This is a genomic window from Aeromonas sp. ZOR0001, from assembly GCF_000801015.1.
In the GTDB taxonomy this organism is placed as follows: domain Bacteria; phylum Pseudomonadota; class Gammaproteobacteria; order Enterobacterales; family Aeromonadaceae; genus Aeromonas; species Aeromonas veronii.
Genome location: NZ_JRJY01000008.1, coordinates 95,767 through 117,010 on the forward strand (window position 1 = coordinate 95,767; position 21,244 = coordinate 117,010).

Below are 21,244 nucleotides of genomic sequence, written 5' to 3' on the forward strand. Positions count from 1 at the left end.
TAAAGTTATCACTCTAATTATTTTCTTATACCAACATTATTTTGTTTGTCATGGATGTTTTTTGGTGGTTTATTTTATTTGTGTCAGGTTTTGTCGGAGTCCATACCTGTCAAATGAAAAAGGATGTTTCTACACAATAACAATTATCGTATGTCTGAAAGAGGGATAAATGATGAATAGAATAATTACCGCCAATCTGGCGTTTTTGGCGTCTTCATTGATGCTCGCTCAGGTGCAGGCGGCTGAACCTGTCTACCCTGATCAGGTCAAGTGGGCGGGCCTTGGCACGGGCCTCTGTGCCAGTGGTTACCGTCCTCTGACCCGCGATGAAGCCATGAGTATCAAGGGTAATCTGGTCAGCCGCATGGGGCAGTGGCAGATCACCGGGCTGGCGGATCGTTGGGTGATTATGGGGCCGGGATATAATGGCGAAATCAAACAGGGCACTGCCGGAGAAACCTGGTGTTATCCCAACTCACCGGTTTCCGGAGAAATACCAACACTCTCTGACTGGAATATTCCGGCAGGTGATGAGGTCGATGTGCAATGGCGTCTTGTCCACGACAATGATTATTTTATCAAGCCGGTCAGTTATCTCGCTCATTATTTGGGATACGCCTGGGTGGGTGGAAATCATAGCCCCTATGTCGGGGAAGATATGGATGTTACCCGGGTTGGCGATGGCTGGTTGATAAAGGGAAATAATGACGGCGGCTGCTCCGGATATCGTTGTGGGGAGAAGAGTTCCATCAAGGTAAGCAACTTCTCATATACCCTGGAACCCGACTCCTTCAGCCATGGTCAGGTCACCGAGAGCGGCAAGCAGCTGGTCAAGACCATCACGGCCAATGCGACCAACTACACCGACCTGCCCCAGCAGGTGGTGGTGACCCTGAAGTACGACAAGGCCACCAACTGGTCGAAGACCGACACCTACAGCCTGAGCGAGAAGGTGACCACCAAGAACAAGTTTCAGTGGCCGCTGGTGGGTGAGACCGAACTGGCCATCGAGATCGCTGCGAGCCAGAGCTGGGCCTCCCAGAAAGGGGGCTCGACGACCGAGACCGTCTCGGTTGAAGCACGCCCCACGGTGCCGCCTCACTCCAGCCTGCCGGTGCGGGTTGCCCTATACAAGTCCAACATCTCCTACCCCTACGAGTTCAAGGCCGAGGTCAATTATGACCTGACCATGAAGGGCTTCCTGCGTTGGGGCGGCAATGCCTGGTATACCCATCCTGAGAATCGCCCCACCTGGGAGCACACCTTTGCCGTCGGCCCGTTCCGCGACAAGGCCAGCAGCATCCGCTATCAGTGGGACAAGCGTTATATCCCGGGTGAAGTGAAGTGGTGGGACTGGAACTGGACCATCAGCGAGTATGGTTTGTCGACCATGCAGAATAACTTGGGTCGTGTGCTGCGCCCGATCCGTTCGGCGGTGACCGGTGACTTCTATGCCGAGAGCCAGTTTGCCGGCGATATCGAAATCGGTCAGCCCCAGACCCGTTCCGCGAAGGCTGCCCAGTTGCGCAGTGCCTCTGCCGATGAGGTGGCGCTTACCGGTGTGGATCTGGACAGCGAGGCCCTTGCCAACGAAGGGTTTGGCAACGTATCCCTGACCATAGTTCCGGTTCAATAACCTCCCTCGCAGGCCCCTTTCATAGGGGCCTGTTTCTGTTCTGCGCAAGACGCTGCTCTTGCTCTGTGTCCCTCGATTTTCCCTCTTTTTCTCCTCTTGTCCCTGAATGATCACAGCGGGAACCTGTGGCGTGCCAAGGTGATGCCAACGCAGGTTTGACCTCTGTTTGGGGTGGCCCCGTGAGCGAGGCATCGTTCACTCATTTGTTGAAAGAGGCGTGTTGGCCAGATTGTTAACGGCTTGTGCTTTAAATTTTCCCCCTTATACTGGCGCCATCTTGTCGGAGTGCTGACCGTCGAACGACGCGAAGCTGAGACCGTTAATTCGGGATCCGTGGAACCTGATCAGGTTAAAACCTGCGAAGGGAACAAGGGTAACTTGCGGGTTACCGCGCCGGAGGAGGGACAAGCCTCTTCCGCTCATCGAAGGGATCACCCTTGATGGGTCAGGGCGCACAGGAGGGAGTCTGTCCCGTCCGGTTGTCCAGCACGTGGGGCGCCTTGCCCACAGCGTGCAGAGAGCGGGAAGCGGCAGTACAGTAGCGCTGAGATCCATCCCGCGCGCACTCCCTCCCGAGATAAACACCCCGCCGCAAGTTCATCTTCTCCTCGAACTCCAGACAAGCAAACACCCATAACTTCAACCAGTTAATGTGAGTTTTGCTATGTCTACTTCTGTATCTGATACCGCCAAATCCAGCCGCCGCGAGCAGCGATCCAGCGCTCAGGCCTTTATCGACAGCCTCAAGGGGATGGCTCACCCCAACTCCCGCCGCATCTTTATCGAAGGCTCCCGTGCCGATATCCGTGTTCCCCTGCGGGAGATCCAGCTGGCCGATACCTTCGTCGGCGGCACCAAAGAAAATCCCCAATTCGAGCCCAACGAGCCGGTGCCGGTCTACGACACTTCTGGCCGTTACGGGGAGGAGGGGGTCGCCATCGACGTGCGCCGTGGCCTGCCGCGCCTGCGGGAGAACTGGGTGCTGGAGCGCGATGATACCGACGAACTGCCGGGGCTCAGCTCCACCTTCACTCAGGAGCGGCTGGCTGACGAGGGGCTGGATCACCTGCGCTTCGAACATCTGCCAAAGCCGCGCCGCGCCAAGCCGGGTCGCCGGGTCACCCAGCTCCACTACGCCCGGGCCGGTATCGTCACCCCCGAGATGGAATTTATCGCCATTCGCGAGAACATGGGTCGCGAGCGGGTGCGCTCTGAACTGTTGCGCACCCAGCATCCGGGCCGCGATTTTGGTGCCCGTTTGCCCCAGAACATCACCCCCGAATTCGTGCGCGATGAGGTGGCCGCCGGTCGTGCCATCATCCCCAGCAACATCAACCACCCGGAAGCGGAGCCGATGATCATCGGCCGCAATTTTCTGGTGAAGATCAACGCCAACATCGGCAACTCGGCGGTCACCTCCAGCATCGAAGAGGAGGTGGAGAAGCTGGTCTGGTCGACCCGCTGGGGCGCCGACACCGTGATGGATCTCTCCACCGGTCGCTACATCCACGAGACCCGCGAGTGGATCCTGCGCAACAGCCCGGTCCCCATTGGTACCGTGCCCATCTATCAGGTGCTGGAGAAGACCAACGGCATCGCCGAAGAGCTCACCTGGGTGCTGTTCCGCGACACCCTGCTGGAGCAGGCCGAGCAGGGGGTGGACTATTTCACCATCCACGCCGGCGTCCTGCTGCGCTTCGTGCCGATGACCGCCAAGCGCCTCACCGGCATCGTCTCGCGTGGCGGCAGCATCATGGCCAAGTGGTGCCTCTCCCACCATAAAGAGAACTTCCTCTACCAGCACTTCCGCGAAATCTGCGAGATCTGCGCCGCCTATGACGTGGCCCTGTCGCTGGGCGACGGTCTGCGCCCCGGCTCCGTCTATGACGCCAACGACGAGGCCCAGTTCGCCGAGCTGCGTACCCTGGGTGAGCTGACCAAGATCGCGTGGGAGTACGACGTGCAGGTGATGATCGAAGGGCCGGGTCACGTGCCGATGCACATGATCGAGCGCAACATGACCGAGCAGCTGGAGCATTGCCACGAGGCGCCCTTCTATACCCTTGGCCCGCTCACCACCGACATCGCACCGGGTTACGATCACTTCACCTCCGGCATCGGTGCGGCGCTCATCGGCTGGTACGGCTGCGCCATGCTCTGCTACGTCACCCCCAAGGAGCATCTGGGGCTGCCCAACAAGGAGGATGTGAAGCAGGGGCTCATCACCTACAAGATCGCCGCTCACGCCGCGGACCTTGCCAAGGGGCACCCGGGCGCCCAGATCCGCGACAACGCCATGTCCAAGGCGCGTTTCGAGTTTCGCTGGGAGGATCAGTTCAATCTGGCCCTCGACCCCGACACCGCCCGCGCCTATCACGACGAGACCCTGCCGCAGGAGTCCGGCAAGGTGGCCCACTTCTGCTCCATGTGCGGGCCCAAGTTCTGCTCCATGAAGATCACCCAAGACGTGCGCGATTACGCGGCGAAGCTGGAAGCCGTGGAGATCAAGCTGGTCGGCATGGATGGCCAGCAGGAGCAGGTGGTGGCCGAGGTGGAGAGCGGCATGGCCCGCATGGCTGAGACTTTCAAGGAGACCGGCGGCGAGATCTACCATCAGGCGGCGGCGCTGAAACAGGCCGCAGGGGAGGAGGCGTGAGCAGCGCAAGCGGGGCTGTCAGCCCCGCCGACCTGCCGCCCGCGACGGACTCTCGCCCAGTTGTCTGGACCATCGCCGGTTCAGACTCCGGCGGCGGTGCCGGCATTCAGGCCGACTTGCACACATTGCACGACCTTGGCGTGCACGGCTGTTCGGTTATCTCCGCCATCACCGCCCAGAACTCGGTGGCGGTGAAGATGGTTGACCCCGTGCTGATGCAGACCTTCACCGCCCAGATCGATGCCCTCGGCGTCGATCTGCCGCCCGCCGCCATCAAGATCGGTCTGCTGCCGACCCGGCTCCATGTGGAGGTACTGGCCCGCCGACTGGCAACTATCGAGGCTCCCTTCGTGGTCTACGATCCGGTGGCCATCGCCAGCACCGGCACCCCGATGGCGGAACCCAATATGCTGGAGGCGGTGCGCGAGCAGCTATTGCCGCGCCTCACCTTGATCACCCCCAACGGCCCCGAACTGGAAGCCCTGACCGGCATTCCCGCGACCAGCCCTGTGCTGGTGCGCTTCGCCGCCCAGCGGCTGCGCGAACTCGGCGCCCGTGCCGTGCTGGTCAAAGGCGGCCATCTGGGCTGGAGCGGGGAGCTGTGTCTGGACTACTACCAGGACGAGACCCGCGAATTCTGGCTGGCGGCGCCGCGCCTGAATACTCGCCACGGCCACGGCACCGGTTGCTGCTACGCCAGCGCCATCGCCGCCGTGGTGGCGCAGGATTATCCGGTGGAGGATGCCATCACCCTGGCGCGTGCCTACCTGCAACAGGGGTTGGCGGCGGCGCAGGGAGTGGGGGCTGGCCCGGGGCCCATCGCCCATCTTGGCTGGCCAGCCGATCTTGCCCACTTCCCCCGCGCCGTGTTGGCGGGTTCAACCCTCGATCGCCGCTTCGGGCTTTATGAAACAAGCAGCGCCCGCCTGCCGGATGGCCCCTTCGCGCCGACCGAACACAACCTCGGCCTCTATCCGGTCGTCGATTCGGTCAAGTGGCTGCGCCGCCTGCTGGGGCAGGGGGTCAAGACCATCCAGCTGCGGATCAAGAATCTGCCCGCCGCAGAGGTGGCACCGGCCATTCGTGATGCTGTGGCGCTTGGTCGCCGCCATGGGGCGCGCCTCTTTATCAACGACTACTGGCAGCAGGCCATCGAGGCGGGCGCCTGGGGCGTACATCTGGGGCAGGAGGATATGGAGACCGCCGATCTCGCCGCCATTCAGGCCGCCGGGCTACGCTTTGGCATCTCCACCCACGGCTACTTCGAGCTGATGCGGGCCCGCGAGCTGGCCCCCTCCTATATTGCGCTGGGTCATATCTTTCCGACCAACACCAAGACGATGCCTTCGCGCCCGCAGGGGCTGCTGCGGCTGCATCGATACCGCGCCCTGATGGCGGAGTGGCCGACGGTGGCCATCGGCGGCATCAGCGAGGAGCGGGTGGCGGCGGTCAAGGCAAGCGGGGTCGGCAGTATCGCGCTGGTCTCGGCCATCACTGCCAGCGACGACTGGCAGGGGGCGACCGAACGGCTGCTCGCGGCAGTGGGGGCGGGGGATGAGCCACGCTCGGCCACCGTTATACGGGAGGCAGAACATGCGCTCTGATGCTGCTTCTCTTAGTGACAAAGAGTATTTGCGATACGGCCGCCAGCTGATGCTGGCGGAAGTGGGCGAAGCAGGGCAGGCACGGCTGAAAGATAAGTCTGTGCTGATCGTGGGCTTGGGCGGGCTCGGTTCGCCGCTTGCCCTCTATCTGGCCGGGGCCGGTGTGGGCACCTTGTGGCTGGCCGATGGCGATACGGTCGATTCCAGCAACTTGCCGCGCCAGATCCTGTTCGATAGCGAGGCGGTCAACCACTCCAAGGCGGAGCTGGCCCGTGAGCGCCTGGCCGCCCACAACCCGCTGGTGGAGCTGATTGCCATTAACCAGCGGCTCGATGCCGCCAGCCTGCCGGAGTTTGTGGCCGAGGTAGATCTGGTGATCGATTGCTGCGACAACCTCGCCACCCGCCATGCCATCAACGCCGCCTGCGTGGCTCAGGGCAAGCCCTGGATCTCCGCCGCCGCAGTGGGGTGGCAGGGGCAGCTGATGGCGCGCACAGGTCCGGATCACGCCTGCTACGCCTGCCTCTATCCGCTGGATACAAAAATCGCCGAGCGCTGTGAGACCAGCGGCGTCACCGGCCCGCTGGTTGGGGTGATGGGCTCCTTGCAGGCGCTGGAGGCACTGAAACTGCTGCTCGGGATGCCGAGCCCGGTGGCTGGCACATTGCGCCGCTTCGATGCCCTGACCCATCAGTGGCAAACCCTCACTCTGGCCCCCGATCCCGATTGCCCTGTCTGCGGGCAGCGCCGATGCCCGACACACGATAAGGAGATCACCCCATGACCTTGACCATTCGACTCAACGATAAAGCCCAGTCGCTGGCGGCAGGGCAGAGCGTGGCCGACCTGCTGGCGGCGCAAGGGGTCAATCCCCAAGGGGTAGCCGTGGCCCTTAACGGCGCCGTGTTGCCCCGTGGCCGCTGGGCCGAGATCCGTCTCAATGACGGAGACGAACTCCATCTCTTCACCGCCATTGCGGGAGGCTGACATGCTGAAAATTGCCGATCACACCTTCTCATCGCGCCTCTTTACCGGCACCGGCAAGTTTGCCCGCCCGGATCTGATGGCCGCTGCCATCGAGGCGAGCGGCTCCCAGCTGGTTACCATGGCCATCAAGCGGCTCGAACCCGGCAAGGCCCACGACGATATCCTGAGCCCCTTGCTGCAACTCGGGGTCAAGCTGCTGCCCAACACCTCCGGCGCCAAGACCGCCGCCGAGGCGGTGTTTGCCGCCCATCTCGCCCGCGAGGCGCTGGGGACGAACTGGCTGAAGCTGGAGATCCACCCCGACCCGCGCTATCTGCTGCCAGACCCCATCGAGACGCTGAAAGCCGCCGAGCAGCTGGTGAAAGAGGGCTTTGTGGTGCTGCCCTACTGCGGTGCGGATCCTGTGCTCTGCAAACGGCTGGAAGAGGTGGGCTGCGCCGCCGTGATGCCGCTCGGCGCCCCCATCGGCTCCAATCAGGGACTGGTGACCCGGGAGTTTCTCTCCATCATCGTCGAGCAGGCCAATGTGCCTGTGGTAGTTGATGCGGGCATAGGTGCACCAAGCCATGCGGCCGCCGCCTTTGAGCTGGGCGCCGATGCCGTGCTGGTCAACACCGCTATCGCGGTGAGCGGCGACCCGGTCGCCATGGGCCGCGCCTTTGCACTCGCCTGTGAGGCTGGCCGCAGTGCCTATGAAGCCGGTCTCGGTGCCCGCGCCCTGCAGGCCCAAGCCTCCAGCCCGCTGACCGATTTTCTGGGGGCGTTATGAGTCATGATGCTGGTGCGATGAGTGACTTCGAGCCTTTTGCACAACCCCAAGTGCGCCCGAGTGATAGCCCCCCTCTCGGCTCTTCACAACATAAGGGAGAGGAGTTGGGGGTGAGGGCTTCGGCTGATTCGGTGCTTGAAGGGGGCGAGCCCTGCACTCCTCCCCCTCCCAAGGGGGAGGCCGGGAGGGGGTTGGATTTTGCCAATCGCTGGCAAGAGCTTGATTGGGACGATATCGGCATGCAGATCCGCGCCAAGACAGCCGCCGATGTAGCGCGAGCCCTGAGCGCACCACGCCGCACCCTGAGCGATTTTATGGCGCTGATCTCGCCAGCCGCCGAGGCGTATCTGCCGCAGATGGCAGCCGAGGCCGAGCGGCTGACTCGCCAGCGCTTTGGCAACACCATTGGCTTCTATGTGCCGCTCTATCTGTCGAACCTTTGCGCCAACGACTGCACCTACTGCGGCTTCTCCATGAGCAACCGCCTCAAGCGCAAGACCTTGAATGCAGAGGAGATTGAGCGCGAGTGTCTGGCCATCAAGGCGCGCGGTTTTGACAGCGTGCTGCTGGTGACCGGCGAGCACGAGCACAAGGTGGGGCTCGCCTATTTTCGCGAGGTGATGCCCATCATCCGCCGCCACTTCAGCACGGTGGGGATGGAGGTGCAGCCCCTCTCGCAGGCCGACTATGCCGAGCTGAAAAGCCTCGGCCTCGACGCCGTCATGGTCTATCAGGAGACCTACCACGCCCCCACCTACGCCCGCCATCACCTGCGTGGCAACAAGCGGGATATCGCATGGCGCCTCGCCACGCCGGATCGGCTCGGCCGCGCCGGTATCGACAAAATCGGGCTGGGGGCGCTCATCGGTCTCTCTGCGGACTGGCGCGCCGACAGCTACTTTGTCGCCGAGCATCTGAGCTGGCTTGAGCGCCACCACTGGCAGAGCCGCTATTCGCTCTCCTTCCCGCGCCTGCGCCCCTGCACCGGTGGGTTGGAGCCTGCCGTGGTCATGTCGGATCGTCAGCTGGCCCAGCTGATCTGCGCCTGGCGCCTCTTCTCTCCCACGCTGGACTTGTCGCTCTCTACCCGCGAGTCCGCCACCTTTCGCAACGGTGCGCTGCGCCTTGGCATCACCCAGATGTCGGCCGAATCGCGCACCCAGCCGGGTGGCTATGCCGAAGGGGATGCAGAGGAGCTGGAGCAGTTCGCCATCCACGACGACCGCCCGGTCGGTGAAGTCGCCGCCGCCGTGCGACAGGCGGGGTTGCAGCCGGTGTTTAAAGATTGGGAACCGTTTTTGGGTCGATAGAGGGTGATTTCCCTTTGCCATAAGCAGATCGGAGAGGGTGATACCGGAACACAATAGCTATTTGCGGTAAACGTTGGGCTTCGCAAGCTCAGCCGCAACCTACATCTGTGGTAGGTTGGCGCTGAGCGTAGCGAAGCCCAACAACATACGAGATGCTTGCTGCTGTTGTTTATGAGTTGCCAGCTGTTCTAATCAGATAAATTGGTTTCTTCATGCAATAAACGAGGTGCAATGAGAAATGAGGAACGTGAAAGCTATTAACCATCAGTAGAATATCTAGACTTATCATAAATATGCCATACAATACTCATAAGTTGGCAATTTTGGCATATATCATGATCAGACAGATTACCATAACTAACTTTCGCTCTATACGCAAAGAGACAATATCAACGGAAGAAATTACCACTCTGGTGGGTAAAAATGACGCAGGAAAATCAAATCTTCTTAGAGCATTGAATTTATTTTTTAATGGTAAGACTGATGCCGATGCTGACTATAATTTTCAATCTGACTTTAATATTAATGCTATTGTTCAGCAAAGGAAAGCGAAGGAAATTAAAGTCGAGTTAGTTCTTAAACTTCCGCGAAGTTATCGCAAGCCAGAGCAACCTGACACCGTATATTGGAGTAAAACATGGCGTGCGGATGGTTTTCACGCTGAAGTGCAACAGCACTGTGAAATTAAAAGTGGCGTCGTAGTAAACAAAAAGAATTTCCCTAAAAGAAGTAAAATACCTAGCCTGTTGAAAAGTATTAACTACATATATATACCAGCAATTAAGGATGCTAATTTTTTTCGAGACCTGCAAGGTAAGTTATACGATGTGCTAGCTATTTCATCTGAACAAGGATTGCACGCTTCAGCGAATAGTTTTGAGCAAGAGATCAATGAGCATATCAGTGAGTTGATGGGGGAGATAGATACTGTCTTCGCTAGTAGCAATAATGAAATTAAACTCCCTCAAAATTTAAGAAATATCTTTGGCGCCCTTGAGTTTAAAGCCGACAATATACCTTTAAGCCGCAGAGGTGATGGGATAAAAATCAGGCATATCCCCATGATGCTTTCATTTATTGCTCTGAAACAGCAAAGCATTGGCGCAAAAATAACTATCCGGCCTCAGATCTGGGGATTTGAAGAACCTGAAAATAATGTTGAATTCTCAACGTGCTTTGAACTTAATAACCAGTTAGTTGAGGCGGCGAAGAAGCATACGCAGATATTTATAACAACACACTCACCTGCTATATACTCACTTTCGTTTAACTCTTCATTGCCATCGGGTCTAAAGAGTATTAGCTATTATGTTGATAAAAAGGGACATGATACTAAGCTACAATCATGTAGTGAGTATGATCTTCACGGTAATACAGGTTTTCTAAATCTTGTAACACCGTTAATTGAAGAGCATCGGAAAATATGGCAAGAGAGAGAAGATGAATATAAGAGCACATTAGGTACTTTGTCATCTCAGTTGGCAGTATCTTCCAAGCCAAGATTATTTCTTGAGGGTGTTAGTGATCGTGTTGTAATTAATAGGGTTCTGCAGTATTTAAACAGGGCAGATGAAGTTTTTATTGATGTTCCAGATAATGCTTATAATAGTGCGAATGCTGCTAGTGATAGAGCTAAGGCATTTTATTTGCTTCAGAAACATGAGAAAGCAAAAATTTTAGGGCTTCTCCTTCTGGATGATGATGCAGCTGGTAAAGATGCAAAAACTCAATTAACAGAATTTTTTAAGGGACAACAATCACCCGTTAGTGCTGCAACCTATCCTCCACATGAAGCGCCTAAGCAACTTAAGGCTAAAGGTTATGTGTGGAGAGTGGAATTGGAACACCTCTATCCAGAGTGTATTTGGAGTTATGCATTAGAACAATCTTGGCTTGAAGAAATTCTTGATGAAGAGCAAAAGTTTACTGATGGTAAGCGCAAAGAGCTATTTAATAGTGGCATAAGCCCAATTACATATAAGGCTGATTTGTCAGGTTACCAGAGATTTATCGTTGATTACGCTTTCACACATCAAGGTAAGCGACATGTAAGTCAATATATTAAGAACATGAGTGATGATGAATTACTTTCAAAAGGTATTGTTGCGGCTTTCGAACCGGTGATTGAAATAATTGTTAAGAAGCTAAAGCTTTCACCTATTTCATTAGAAAGAACAACCGCTGAGAACTCAGAGTCGCCTCTTATCCTCACGAAAGCATAGCGGATGAATCATCTAGCTAGATGACAGAATATTTATTATTTCGTCCGTAACGTAGAGGATTACCGGATATAAGAGGTGACGGAGGGTGTGATTGCCTATCACCGTTCACCTCGGATAACGCTATATAATCTTCCTTACTACAGAAGTCAGCTGGAATAAGAGCATAGATATGTGCATCAAGAGGCTGGCCATGTAGGAAGATACGATTCCTTGCCCAGCACTCAAAGGTAGCCCCGGTGGCGATGGCAACAGCTTCGCTGGCGGTGTTGCCAACCCCCATCACGATCTCCAGCCGAAATAGCCCCCAACTGCCGAAAGCCAAAATCACGGAGCAGGGCGACCGCCTGACGGGCGATGCCGCAGCCTTGGCGTACCCAATAGCCGATATTGCCTTAGCGATGATGGGGCGACAGCTGGTTGATACCTGCGCCACCCTGCAGTTAGCCGGTGGTGGCGCAGAAGATACCCATGTCAAAGGCGCGACCCGCCGCACAATCCTGCGCGCAGCTGGCAAACCACTCCAGCGCGCTCACCCGGGTAAATGAACGGAAGCACCAACCCATCCATTTGCCGACCGTCTCGAGCGATTCGTGGGCCGCACGGACAAACTCGTCGGCATCGCCCGCTTCAAACGGACGGATCACGATATTGACGTTGGCAAGGCGCTGGAGTGTCATCACTTATCCTGTTTTTTCAGGAAGTAACTGATATGCCCCGGCGGCATATCGGGCAGCTGGCCAAAGACCTCGTAACCCTGTTTCTGGTAGAAGGGGAGGGCCTGAAAACTGGTGGTTTCCAGATGGTAGTTGGTGATGCCCTTGCTTTGGGCGTACTGCTCCATGGCGCCGAGCAGGCGGCCGCCCCAGCCGTCGCGGCGGATGCTTTCGTCGATCCAGAGCCAGTCGACATGCAGCCAGCCCCACTTGATGTCGGCGATGATGCCGCCGTGTACCTTGCCCTCTTTATCCTTGATAAAGCTGGCGATCCGCTCGCGCCGAAGTTCGTACAGTTGAGGGCCTGCCTGGCTTACGTTGTAGCCCGTCAGGCCAATGCGCAGCGCTTCAACATCATCGTCCTGAGGCGGTTGGGGTGGGGTGAGTTGCATATGGGCTCCTGCGGTATGGGTTGTGGCGGCGTCAAAGGGTTAAAGCAATACCCGTTTGGACTCTGTCTGGTCAAGTGTTCTGGTCGCTCGCCGCCAGCGTGCATGGCATGGCGGCCAGTCAATGGCCCTTGCAACTTCCATCCCCCTTGCATCACCCCAGAGTGAGGCGCAGACTGTTTGGCCTTGTTTTTATGCGATTCGATTCAAGGCAACCATAATGACTCCTGCCATCAACCTGCTGAAGAAGCTCAAAATTCCCCACAAGCTCTACCCCTACGAGTGCGAAGCCCACGACGATTTCGGCAAGCATGCCGCGACCCAGCTCGGGCTGCCGGAGGCGCAGGTGTTCAAGACCCTGGTCGCCCATCACGACAAGCAGGCGGTGGTGGCCATCGTTCCCTCATCCGGCATGTGCAGTCTGAAGCAGCTGGCCAAGGCGACTGGCCTCAAGAAGGTGGAGATGATGAAACCGGCGGAAGCGGAGAAGCTGACCGGTTACAAGGTGGGTGGCATCAGCCCGCTGGCCCAGAAGAAACTGCTGCCCACCGTGCTCGACGAGTCGGCGCTGCAGTTTGACGAGATCCTGGTGAGCGGCGGCAAGCGCGGGCTGTCGGTGGGGGTGGCGCCGCAGGATATGCTGACGCTGATGAAGTGGATCGCCGCTCCCATCGGCGAAGAGTAGTACCGGGCACGGTGTGAACCTGCTCTCCGGGCCTGTGGTGGCCCGGGGGCGATGTGACTCGTGAGGATATCTGCCCGCGTCCCCCTGTTTGTCGTGTTGCTTATCCTCGCACAGGCCGCGCCAAGGTGGGGCACCCACGCTCAGGGCTACACTGAAAGAACCCCTTCAGCCAAGGCGCGGTTTATGTCACCCCTGCATCTGCTGGCCGCAGCTCTGCTCTGCATGTTGTCGCTGACCGGACAGGCGGCCACCCGGTTTACCTATATCAGCCCGGAGAGCGAGCGGGATCCGCGCACCACTTATGATCGGGAGCTGCTGCGGCTCGCCCTCGACAAGACCCGCGACCAGTTTGGCGACTATTTGCTGGAGCCTGCGCCGCCCATGACCAAGGCGCGCGAACGGCTCAGCATGCAGCTCGACAGCTATCCCAACCTCTTTGTAATGGACAGCTACAGCAGCACCCGCGAGGATCTGGGGCTCGCCTATGTCCGTTTTCCCATCCATCTGGGCATCGTCAGCTACCGCATCTGTTTTGTCAGCCCGCAGCAAAAGGCGGCGGTGAGCAAAGTGACCGACCTCAAGGGGCTGCGCCAGTTCACCTTCGGTCAGGGCAAGGGGTGGCTGGATGTGGATATCCTGCGCTACGCCGGGATGGAGGTGGTGGAGGTGGAGGGGTACGAAAAGCTGTTCAAAATGGTGGCGCGGGGTCGCTTCGATCTCTTCTGCCGCGGGGTGAGCGAGCTGCGCAGCGAGCAGCTGACCCACAAGGAGATGACGGATCTGCTGGTGGATGATGCGCTGTTGATCTACTACCCGCTGCCTCGGGTCTTCTACACCAATCCCAACAATCGCGAGGCGCTGCAGCGGGTCGAACGGGGGTTGCAGCTGGCGTGGCAGGATGGCTCACTACAGGCGCTGTGGCGCAAGAGCTTTGGCCCGGCCATCGCCTTTGCCAAGCTCTCCCAGCGCCGGCTGTTGCTACTGGATAATCCCTTCCTCGACGGGATCAGCTTCGATTACCGCCCCTACTTCTACAATCCTCAGACCGATCGCTTCGGCGATTATTGAGGTGCCTGCCGCTGGCGGCAGAGGGCCAGCCAGGCCTCGGCAGTGCGGGAGAGATAGCGCTCGCTCGGCCAGATCACCCCGAGCCGCCAGCTCAATTCGGGCTCCAGCGGCCGCAGCACCAGACCATCCGGGGTCAGCCGGTGGCAGACCGGCTCCGGCAAGAAGGCGACCCCCATGCCGCTGCGTACCATGGCGGTGAGAAAATCCCACTGGCTGCTGCGCGCCGCCACCTGCGGCACAAAGCCCGCTTCCTGACACGCCTGCTCCAGCCGCTCGCTCAGGGTAAACGCCTGGGTATAGAGCAGGAAGGGCTCCTCCTGCAGGGACTCCAGCCGCAGCGGCGCTTCGCCATGCCAGCGCGGTTGATCCGGCAGCACCACCCGGATCGGGTATTGATCCAGCTCCAGCGCGCTGAGGGCGCCCCCCTCTTTGGTCGGCAGCATGGTGATGGCGAGATCCAGCTCCCCCTCCAGCACCGCCTGTTCGATGCGGCGACCGCCGTACTCCACCAGGGTCAGCTCAACCTTGGGATAGCGGCTGCGGTAGGCGCGGATCAGGTCCGCATAGACGTGACCCACCATGGGGGGAATGCCGAGGGTGAGGCGACCATGTTGCAGGCTCTGCAGATCCGCCAGTTCGGCCTCCAGCTGTTGCATCTCCGCCAAGATGGTCTGGGCCCGGTTGAACAGCACCTGGCCGCTGTCGGTCAGGGTGAAGCGGCGCCCTTCCCGGTTGAGCAGGGGTTGGCCCAGCTCCTCTTCGATATTGCGGATCATCTTGCTGATGGTGGGCTGGGTGACGAACAGCTTTTCAGAGGCGCGGGTGAAGCTTTTTTCCCGCACCAGTTCGACAAAATAGCGCAGGGCGCGAATATCCATGGACTCTCTCGACTCGTGTTGGCGGGTACGGGATGAAGTATGCCTATGCGGCATGAATTTGATAATTTTAATTCATTTCTGGCAGGTTTTGCTCAACTCTATACTGTGAGCCGGTTCACAGAAAGACGATGATCATGAAAGCCCTCTGCTTGCGCTGGTTACAGACTCCCTTCCAGATTGTGTTGCTGGCAGCCATCTGGCTGCTGGCCGATACCGCGGTGCGTACCCTCCATCTGCCGCTGCCCGCCAACCTCACCGGCATGCTGTTGCTGCTGGCCTGCATCCTGCTCGGGGTGGTTAAGGCCGAGTGGTTCAGCGCGGGGGCTCGCTGGTTGCTGGCGGAGATGCTGCTCTTCTTCGTGCCCGCCGTGGTGGCGGTGGTCAACTATCAGGATCTGCTGTTGCAAGAGGGGTGGCGCATCATGGTGGTGCTGCTGGTGAGCACTACGCTAGTGCTCGGCACCACGGCGCTGGTGGTGGACCGGGTCTACCGCCTCGAACTGAAACTGGCCCGCCGGAGTCGCCGTCATGTCTGATACCCTGCTCGGGCTGATCTGCTTCGCCCTCACCCTGCTCTTCTACTACGCCAGCAAATGGCTCTACGGCAAAAAACGCATCCTGCCGCTGATGCCCCTGCTGCTGGCGCCGACCCTGCTGGTGGCTGTGGTGCTGCTGTTCCACATCCCCTATCAGGATTACATGGCTGAATCCCACTGGCTGCTCTGGCTGCTGGGCCCCGCCACCGTCGCCTTCGCGGTGCCGGTCTACGAGAACCGCCAGCTCATTCGTCGCCACTGGTTGTCGCTGTCGGTGGGGGTGGTCGCCTCAGTCATCATGGCGGTGGGGAGTACCGTGCTGCTGGCTCGCTGGCTCGATCTCTCCGACATGTTGCAACGCAGTCTGGCGATGCGCTCCATCACCACGCCGTTTGCGGTGGAGGCGACCCGCGCCATCGGCGGTCAGAGCGATCTTACCGCGCTGTTTGTGGTGCTCACCGGTGTCATCGGCATGGCGGTAGGGGAGAGCGTGCTCACCGTGCTGGCCATTCGCAGCCGTCTCGGCAAGGGGGCGGGTTTTGGTGCCTCGGCCCACGGCGCCGGCACTGCCAGGGCTTATCAGATGGGTAATGAGGAGGGAGTGGTCTCCAGCATGGTGATGATGATCGCCGGTATGGTGACCGTGCTGCTGGCACCCCTGCTGGGCCGGATGTTCTGGTAGGCCGGACTTCCCTTTAGAAGGCTGCTCGCCCCGGCGCTACACTCTAGTGAGCCTGTATTCCCGGGATGAGCAGTATGACCTTTCATCGCCTCGCTTCCTGCTTGCTGCTGTGCAGTCTTTCCCTCCTTGCCACTCCCCTACGGGCGAGCGACGTCATCACTCACATCAGCCCCGAGAGCGATCGGGACTTGCGTACCCTCTATTTTCGCGATCTGTTGCAGCTGGCGCTGGAGAAGACCCGCGACAGCTTCGGTGACTACGAGCTGCGAACCGCGCCGCCGATGAACCGTATCCGGATGCGACAGATTGTGCAGACTCAGCAATACCCCAATCTGTTTGTGGCCGACAGTCTGCGCCCGGCCGCGGAGAGCGGAGCGCTGGATTACGTCCGTTTTCCGGTGGAGCTGGGCATCCTCGGTTATCGCATCTGCTTTGTCAGTCCGCAGCAGGCCGATGCGGTGGCAAGGGTCAATACCCTGGCCGAGCTGCAGCAATTTCTGCACGGGCAGGGGCGTGGCTGGCAGGATGCGGAGATCCTGCGTCATGGGGGATTCAAGGTGCAGGAGATCGACGGTTACGAGCGGCTGTTCAAGCTGGTGGCTCGCGGTCGCATCGACCTCTTCTGCCGCGGTGCCAACGAGCTCTTTATCGAGCAGGAACAGCACAGTGATCTGCCCGGCCTCACCGTGGATCGGCGAGTGGCGCTGCACTATCCCTTCCTCCACCTCTTCTACACCCACAAGGATAATCAGGCCGCCATCCGCCGCCTCTCGGTCGGGCTCAAGCTGGCGTGGCGGGATGGCTCGCTGCAACAGCTCTGGCTGCGCCACTTCAAACCTTCCCTCGAGCAGGCGCAGCTCCCCAGACGCCTGTTGTTCGAGTTGGCCAATCCGCGCCTTGATAAGGTGGACTTTGACTATCGGGCGTACCACTACAACCCCGTCGACGGGACGTTCGGGCCCGGGCAGCCTTGATCCTGATGGTGCTGTTACCGGATAAAGGGCCGTATCTGCTTATGTGCTAAATCATGCCAAAAGGGCATGTTTTTTATTATTTAAATTCATTTTTTGAAGGTTGTTGCGCTGCATATACTGGGGGTCGCTTCACGGTTCAGGTTTGCTCCTGCCCGCTTCTGGCTTGCGCGAGTGAGCCTGAATCGTCCTGCTGCGGCGTCTTGATGTTCTGCATGAAGGCGTCCATCACTGGGCCGGGATCGATCCCGGCAGGTATTACAGCTGACGGAGCCTTGTTATGTTGAATCCCCACTCTTGCGCCCTGATTGTCGAAGGGGGCGCGATGCGCGGCATCTTTGCCAGCGGCGTGCTCGATGCGTTTGTCGAAAGTCACCACTACCCGTTCGATTTCGTCATGGGCGTCTCGGCCGGTGCCACCAATCTGGTCTCTTATCTGAGCGAGCAGCCGCGCCGCAGTCACCACATCATCACCGAGCTGGCTTGCAGCTCCCGGTTTCTCGATCCCCTGCGTTTCGTCAAAGGGGGCGATCTGGTGGATATCGGCTGGCTGTGGCAGGCCAGTCGCCATCGCTTCCCGCTCGATCTCGACACCTTCTGCGCCCGCGACATTCCCTTCTACGCGGTGGCGACCGATGTGGCGAGCGGTAAGGCCATCTATCTGCCGGTGCGGCCCGACAACATGGATGAGGTGCTGACCGCTACCTGCGCCCTGCCGGTGGTGCAGCACGATACCCCCTGCGTCGATGGTCGCCCCATGGCCGATGGCGGGATCAGCGACTCCATCCCGGTGATCGAGGCCTATCGGCGCGGGGCGCGGCGGATGACAGTGGTGCTGTCGGAACCCTGGGGCTATCGCAAGAAGCCGGCCCGTTTCTGTTGGATGGTCAAAGCCTTGCTGAAAACCCAGCCTGCGCTGGCGCAAGCCATGCTGGAGCGGGATCTCGCCTACAACCGGGCGCTCGATTTCATTGCCAATCCCCCTGCCGATTGCGAGATCGAGGTGATCGCGCCACCGGCCGATTTCATGGTCTCCCGTTTTACCCAGGACCCGGTCAAGCTGGAGTCCGGCTATCTGCAGGGTTACTGGCAGGGGCGCCAGAGCCTGCTGCGGGCCCGTGGAGAGGCGCGAGCGGTGGCCTGATTGCTTTGCCGGGTGCTGAATATAGAAAGGGGAGCCTCGCGGTTCCCCTTTTGCATGCTTGTGCGGTAGTCGCTGATTACAGCATCTGCTTGAGGCGATAGAGCAGATCCAGTGCCTGACGGGGGGTTAGCTCGTCCGGATGCAGCGCTTCCAGCTCTTCCACCACTGGATGAGACTGCGGGGCGAGGGCCACCGGGGCTGGGCGGCTTTCACCGGCGGCGACCGGAGTGGCGCTCTCCAGCTCATGCAGCTTGTGACGGGCCTGCTGGATCACCGATTTCGGCACCCCTGCCAACGCTGCCACTTGCAGACCGTAAGAGCGGCTGGCCGCCCCTTCCTGCACCGCGTGCATAAAGGCGATGGTGTCGCCGTGCTCCACCGCATCGAGGTGGACGTTGGCCAGCCCGCTCATCAGCTCGGGCAAGCGGGTCAGCTCGAAGTAGTGGGTGGCAAACAGGGTGTAGGCGCCAATCTTGCTCGCCAGCTGTTCTGCACAGGCCCACGCCAGCGAGAGGCCGTCGTAGGTGCTGGTGCCGCGGCCAATCTCGTCCATCAGCACCAGACTGCGGGCGGTGGCGTTGTTGAGGATATTGGCGGTCTCGGTCATCTCCACCATAAAGGTGGAGCGGCCGGAGGCGAGATCATCCGACGCCCCGATGCGGGTGAAGATGCGGTCGATGGGGCCGATGCGGGCGCTGTCGGCAGGCACGAAGGCGCCGATATGGGCCAGCAGCACGATGAGCGCAGTCTGGCGCATGTAGGTGGACTTACCGCCCATGTTGGGGCCGGTGATGATCAGCATCCGCCGCTCCCGCTCCAGCCGGATGGGGTTGGCGATAAAGGGGTCTGTCATCACCTGCTCAACCACCGGATGGCGGCCCGCCTCGATGATGATCTGATCCTCATCGATGAGGGTCGGGCAGCGGTAGTCGAGGGTCTCGGCCCGCTCGGCCAGGTTGGCCAGCACGTCCAGCTCCGCCAGTGCGGCGGCGGAATCCTGCAGATCGCCGAGATGGGGCAGCAGGGCATCGAGCAGCTCTTCGTAGAGCCGTTTCTCCAGCGCCAGCGCCTGGGACTGGGCGGTGAGTACCTTGTCCTCGTACTTTTTCAGCTCATCGATGATGTAGCGTTCGTTGTTCTTGAGGGTCTGGCGGCGGATGTAGTGGGCAGGCACCAGATGGCTGTTGGCGCGGCTCACCTCGATATAGAAGCCGTGCACCTTGTTGTAACCCACCTTGAGGGTGTTGATGCCGGTCAGCAGCTTCTCCCGCTCTTCGATGCGGGCGAGGCTGGCGGTGGCGCCGTTGGCGAGATCCCGCAGCTCGTCCAGCTCCTGATTGAAGCCGTCACGGATGACGCCACCATCGCGGATCAGCACCGGCGGCACTTCCATCACCGCGCGCTCCAGCAGGTCGAGCAGCTCGGGGAAGGTGCTGGCCCGCTCGGCCAGCTGTTGCACCGCTTCGTGCTCGTTGTCCGCCAGCAGGCGCTGCAACTCGGGCAGCTGGGCGAAGGCCTGACGCAGTCGGGTGAGGTCGCGCGGGCGGGCCGAGCGCAGGGCGAGACGGGCCAGTACCCGCTCCACATCACCCACCTGACGCAGCAGGTTGCCCAACTCGTCGTAGAGGTTCTGCTCGATGAGCTCCTTGATGGTGCTCTGGCGGCCTTTCAGGATCACCCGATCGCGGATCGGCTGGTGGATCCAGCGCTTGAGCAGCCGGCTGCCCATGGGGGTGGCGGTGCGATCCAGCACCTCGGCCAGGGTATTTTCATAGCCACCGGCCAGATTCTGGGTCAGCTCCAGATTGCGGCGGGTGGCGGCATCCATGATGACCGCGTGATCCGGCTGCTCGAGGCGCACGCTGCGGATGTGGGGCAGGGCGGTGCGCTGGGTGTCCTTGACGTACTGCATCAGGCAGCCAGCGGCGCACAGGGCGGTCTCGCTCTTGTCTACGCCAAAGCCCACCAGATCCTGGGTGCCGAACTGCTGGCAGAGCAGCTTGCGAGCGGTGCCCAGCTCAAACTCCCACTCCGGGCGGCGACGCAGGCCGCGGCGACCCTCGATATGGTGCAGGAACTCGAAGGATTCCGGGTAGAGCAGCTCGGCCGGATTGGTGCGCTGCAGCTCAGCCAGCAGGGTCTCTTCTTTCTCGAACTGGTTGATGAAGAAGCGGCCGGAGCCGATGTCCATGGTGCCGTAGCCGAAGCGGCGGCCATCGTGATAGACGGCGGCGATCAGGTTGTCCTGTCGCTCGCTGAGTAGCGCCTCGTCGGAGACGGTGCCCGGGGTGATGATGCGAATGACCTTGCGCTCCACCGGCCCCTTGCTGGTGGCGGGATCCCCCACCTGTTCGCAGATGGCGGCAGATTCGCCGAGCTGCACCAGCTTGGCCAGATAGCCCTCGATGGCGTGATAGGGCACCCCCGCCATCGGGATGGGGCTGCCCGCCGACTGGCCGCGTTTGGTCAGGGAGATATCGAGCAGCTGGGAGGCCTTGCGGGCATCGTCATAGAACAGCTCGTAGAAGTCGCCCATCCGGTAGAACAGCAGGATCTCCGGGTTCTCGGCCTTGAGGCCAAGGTACTGCTGCATCATAGGGGTGTGGGCGCTCAGATTGGCGCCGGGAGCGGAGCTTGTGGCGCCGCTGGCTTGGTGTTGTGCGGTCATGTTCTGTTCCAGAAGGGGCCTCTGCGGGCCAGTGTCTGCGGTGATGAGCCTTGGGCTTGATGGCGCCATTCTACACATAAGCGCCGCGACGGGGGAGCGGGTGTTCCGGGCGCGGTTGTTCTGCGCTATTGAAGGCATGGCACAGGTGCGGCACCTCACATTGCGGCAGGCAAGGGCGGTCTGCCGTGGTTGCGGGCGGCGCTAGCAGGATCGCATAATGTGCCTCTTGAGCGGATCAGAAGGAGTCGTGATGAAACTGGATGCAGAGATAGAGCACCTTGCCATCGAGCTGGGACGGGCCCTCGGTCAGCGGGGCTGGCTGGGGG

General features: G+C 59.9%; 17 protein-coding genes, 2 pseudogenes and 1 riboswitch. Of the genes and pseudogenes, 15 read left to right on the plus strand and 4 right to left on the minus strand.

Going from position 1 to position 21,244, the window contains the following annotated elements; translation table 11 throughout:
* Nucleotides 1-172 precede the first annotated feature (172 nt).
* The 8 genes from aerA (at nucleotide 173) to L972_RS01630 (ending at nucleotide 11,184) form a co-directional block, all read left to right on the plus strand.
* A complete protein-coding gene (aerA, locus tag L972_RS01595; protein ID WP_162849159.1) occupies nucleotides 173-1,636 on the plus strand; it encodes an aerolysin AerA in 1,464 nt (487 codons plus the stop codon).
* 271 nt (nucleotides 1,637-1,907) lie between these two features.
* Nucleotides 1,908-2,020: riboswitch (TPP riboswitch) on the plus strand.
* A 280-nt stretch (nucleotides 2,021-2,300) separates the two neighbouring features.
* A complete protein-coding gene (thiC, locus tag L972_RS01600) occupies nucleotides 2,301-4,292 on the plus strand; it encodes a phosphomethylpyrimidine synthase ThiC (RefSeq protein WP_047434734.1) in 1,992 nt (663 codons plus the stop codon).
* Nucleotides 4,289-5,896 (plus strand): thiamine phosphate synthase, encoded by a 1,608-nt coding sequence (gene thiE, locus L972_RS01605; RefSeq protein WP_047434735.1) that lies wholly within the window; start codon nucleotides 4,289-4,291, stop codon nucleotides 5,894-5,896. Before thiC ends, thiE begins: the two co-directional genes overlap by 4 nt.
* Complete coding sequence (locus L972_RS01610) at nucleotides 5,886-6,680, plus strand: HesA/MoeB/ThiF family protein (protein WP_047434738.1); 795 nt, start codon at nucleotides 5,886-5,888, stop codon at nucleotides 6,678-6,680. The genes thiE and L972_RS01610 overlap by 11 nt, the downstream gene beginning before the upstream one ends.
* Nucleotides 6,677-6,883, plus strand: coding sequence for a sulfur carrier protein ThiS (gene thiS / locus L972_RS01615; protein WP_047434741.1), 207 nt, complete (start codon nucleotides 6,677-6,679; stop codon nucleotides 6,881-6,883). Before L972_RS01610 ends, thiS begins: the two co-directional genes overlap by 4 nt.
* Nucleotide 6,884: 1 nt before the next feature.
* Nucleotides 6,885-7,652 carry a thiazole synthase gene (locus tag L972_RS01620; RefSeq protein ID WP_017786005.1) on the plus strand — a complete coding sequence of 256 codons (768 nt, stop codon included), beginning with the start codon at nucleotides 6,885-6,887 and terminating at the stop codon, nucleotides 7,650-7,652.
* Nucleotides 7,653-7,843: 191 nt separating this feature from the next.
* On the plus strand, nucleotides 7,844-8,962 hold the full coding sequence (gene thiH / locus L972_RS01625) for a 2-iminoacetate synthase ThiH (RefSeq protein WP_162504349.1): 1,119 nt from the start codon (nucleotides 7,844-7,846) through the stop codon (nucleotides 8,960-8,962).
* A gap of 335 nt (nucleotides 8,963-9,297) precedes the next feature.
* Nucleotides 9,298-11,184: an ATP-dependent nuclease gene (locus L972_RS01630; RefSeq protein ID WP_047434781.1), complete on the plus strand. Its 1,887-nt coding sequence runs from the start codon at nucleotides 9,298-9,300 to the stop codon at nucleotides 11,182-11,184.
* Between the two features lie 148 nt (nucleotides 11,185-11,332).
* On the opposite strand, the pseudogene L972_RS01635 reads toward L972_RS01630, so the two are convergent.
* Both L972_RS01635 and L972_RS01640 read right to left on the minus strand, forming a co-directional pair.
* A pseudogene (locus L972_RS01635) lies at nucleotides 11,333-11,861 on the minus strand (GNAT family N-acetyltransferase); the annotation flags it as partial.
* Nucleotides 11,861-12,289 (minus strand): GNAT family N-acetyltransferase, encoded by a 429-nt coding sequence (locus tag L972_RS01640; RefSeq protein WP_047434745.1) that lies wholly within the window; start codon nucleotides 12,287-12,289, stop codon nucleotides 11,861-11,863. The gene L972_RS01640 and the pseudogene L972_RS01635, both read right to left, overlap by 1 nt.
* Nucleotides 12,290-12,506: 217 nt before the next feature.
* On the opposite strand from L972_RS01640, the gene ybaK reads away from it, so the two are divergent.
* Both ybaK and L972_RS01650 read left to right on the plus strand, forming a co-directional pair.
* A complete protein-coding gene (gene ybaK, locus L972_RS01645) occupies nucleotides 12,507-12,971 on the plus strand; it encodes a Cys-tRNA(Pro) deacylase (protein WP_005336092.1) in 465 nt (154 codons plus the stop codon).
* A gap of 183 nt (nucleotides 12,972-13,154) precedes the next feature.
* The gene (locus tag L972_RS01650; RefSeq protein ID WP_081990670.1) at nucleotides 13,155-14,039 is read left to right on the plus strand and encodes a transporter substrate-binding domain-containing protein; all 885 of its coding nucleotides are present in this window, start codon (nucleotides 13,155-13,157) and stop codon (nucleotides 14,037-14,039) included.
* Here the strand turns inward: L972_RS01650 and L972_RS01655 are convergent.
* Nucleotides 14,033-14,917: a LysR family transcriptional regulator gene (locus tag L972_RS01655; RefSeq protein WP_047434749.1), complete on the minus strand. Its 885-nt coding sequence runs from the start codon at nucleotides 14,915-14,917 to the stop codon at nucleotides 14,033-14,035. The two genes, L972_RS01650 and L972_RS01655, sit on opposite strands and share 7 nt — an antisense overlap.
* A gap of 134 nt (nucleotides 14,918-15,051) precedes the next feature.
* Between L972_RS01655 and L972_RS01660 the strand changes: the two genes are divergently transcribed.
* The 4 genes from L972_RS01660 to L972_RS01675 all read left to right on the plus strand — a co-directional run bounded on the left by L972_RS01660 (nucleotide 15,052) and on the right by L972_RS01675 (nucleotide 18,250).
* On the plus strand, nucleotides 15,052-15,453 hold the full coding sequence (locus L972_RS01660; RefSeq protein WP_040069042.1) for a CidA/LrgA family protein: 402 nt from the start codon (nucleotides 15,052-15,054) through the stop codon (nucleotides 15,451-15,453).
* The gene (locus L972_RS01665) at nucleotides 15,446-16,135 is read left to right on the plus strand and encodes an LrgB family protein (protein ID WP_005341581.1); all 690 of its coding nucleotides are present in this window, start codon (nucleotides 15,446-15,448) and stop codon (nucleotides 16,133-16,135) included. The genes L972_RS01660 and L972_RS01665 overlap by 8 nt, the downstream gene beginning before the upstream one ends.
* A gap of 74 nt (nucleotides 16,136-16,209) precedes the next feature.
* On the plus strand, nucleotides 16,210-17,109 hold the full coding sequence (locus L972_RS01670) for a hypothetical protein (RefSeq protein ID WP_047434753.1): 900 nt from the start codon (nucleotides 16,210-16,212) through the stop codon (nucleotides 17,107-17,109).
* Nucleotides 17,110-17,386: 277 nt separating this feature from the next.
* Nucleotides 17,387-18,250, plus strand: coding sequence for a patatin-like phospholipase family protein (locus L972_RS01675; protein WP_047434756.1), 864 nt, complete (start codon nucleotides 17,387-17,389; stop codon nucleotides 18,248-18,250).
* Between the two features lie 76 nt (nucleotides 18,251-18,326).
* Here L972_RS01675 and mutS read toward each other — a convergent pair whose 3' ends face one another.
* Nucleotides 18,327-20,918 carry a DNA mismatch repair protein MutS gene (gene mutS / locus L972_RS01680; protein WP_047434761.1) on the minus strand — a complete coding sequence of 864 codons (2,592 nt, stop codon included), beginning with the start codon at nucleotides 20,916-20,918 and terminating at the stop codon, nucleotides 18,327-18,329.
* A 250-nt stretch (nucleotides 20,919-21,168) separates the two neighbouring features.
* On the opposite strand from mutS, the pseudogene L972_RS21250 reads away from it, so the two are divergent.
* Nucleotides 21,169-21,244: pseudogene (locus tag L972_RS21250) on the plus strand (damage-inducible protein CinA); the annotation flags it as partial.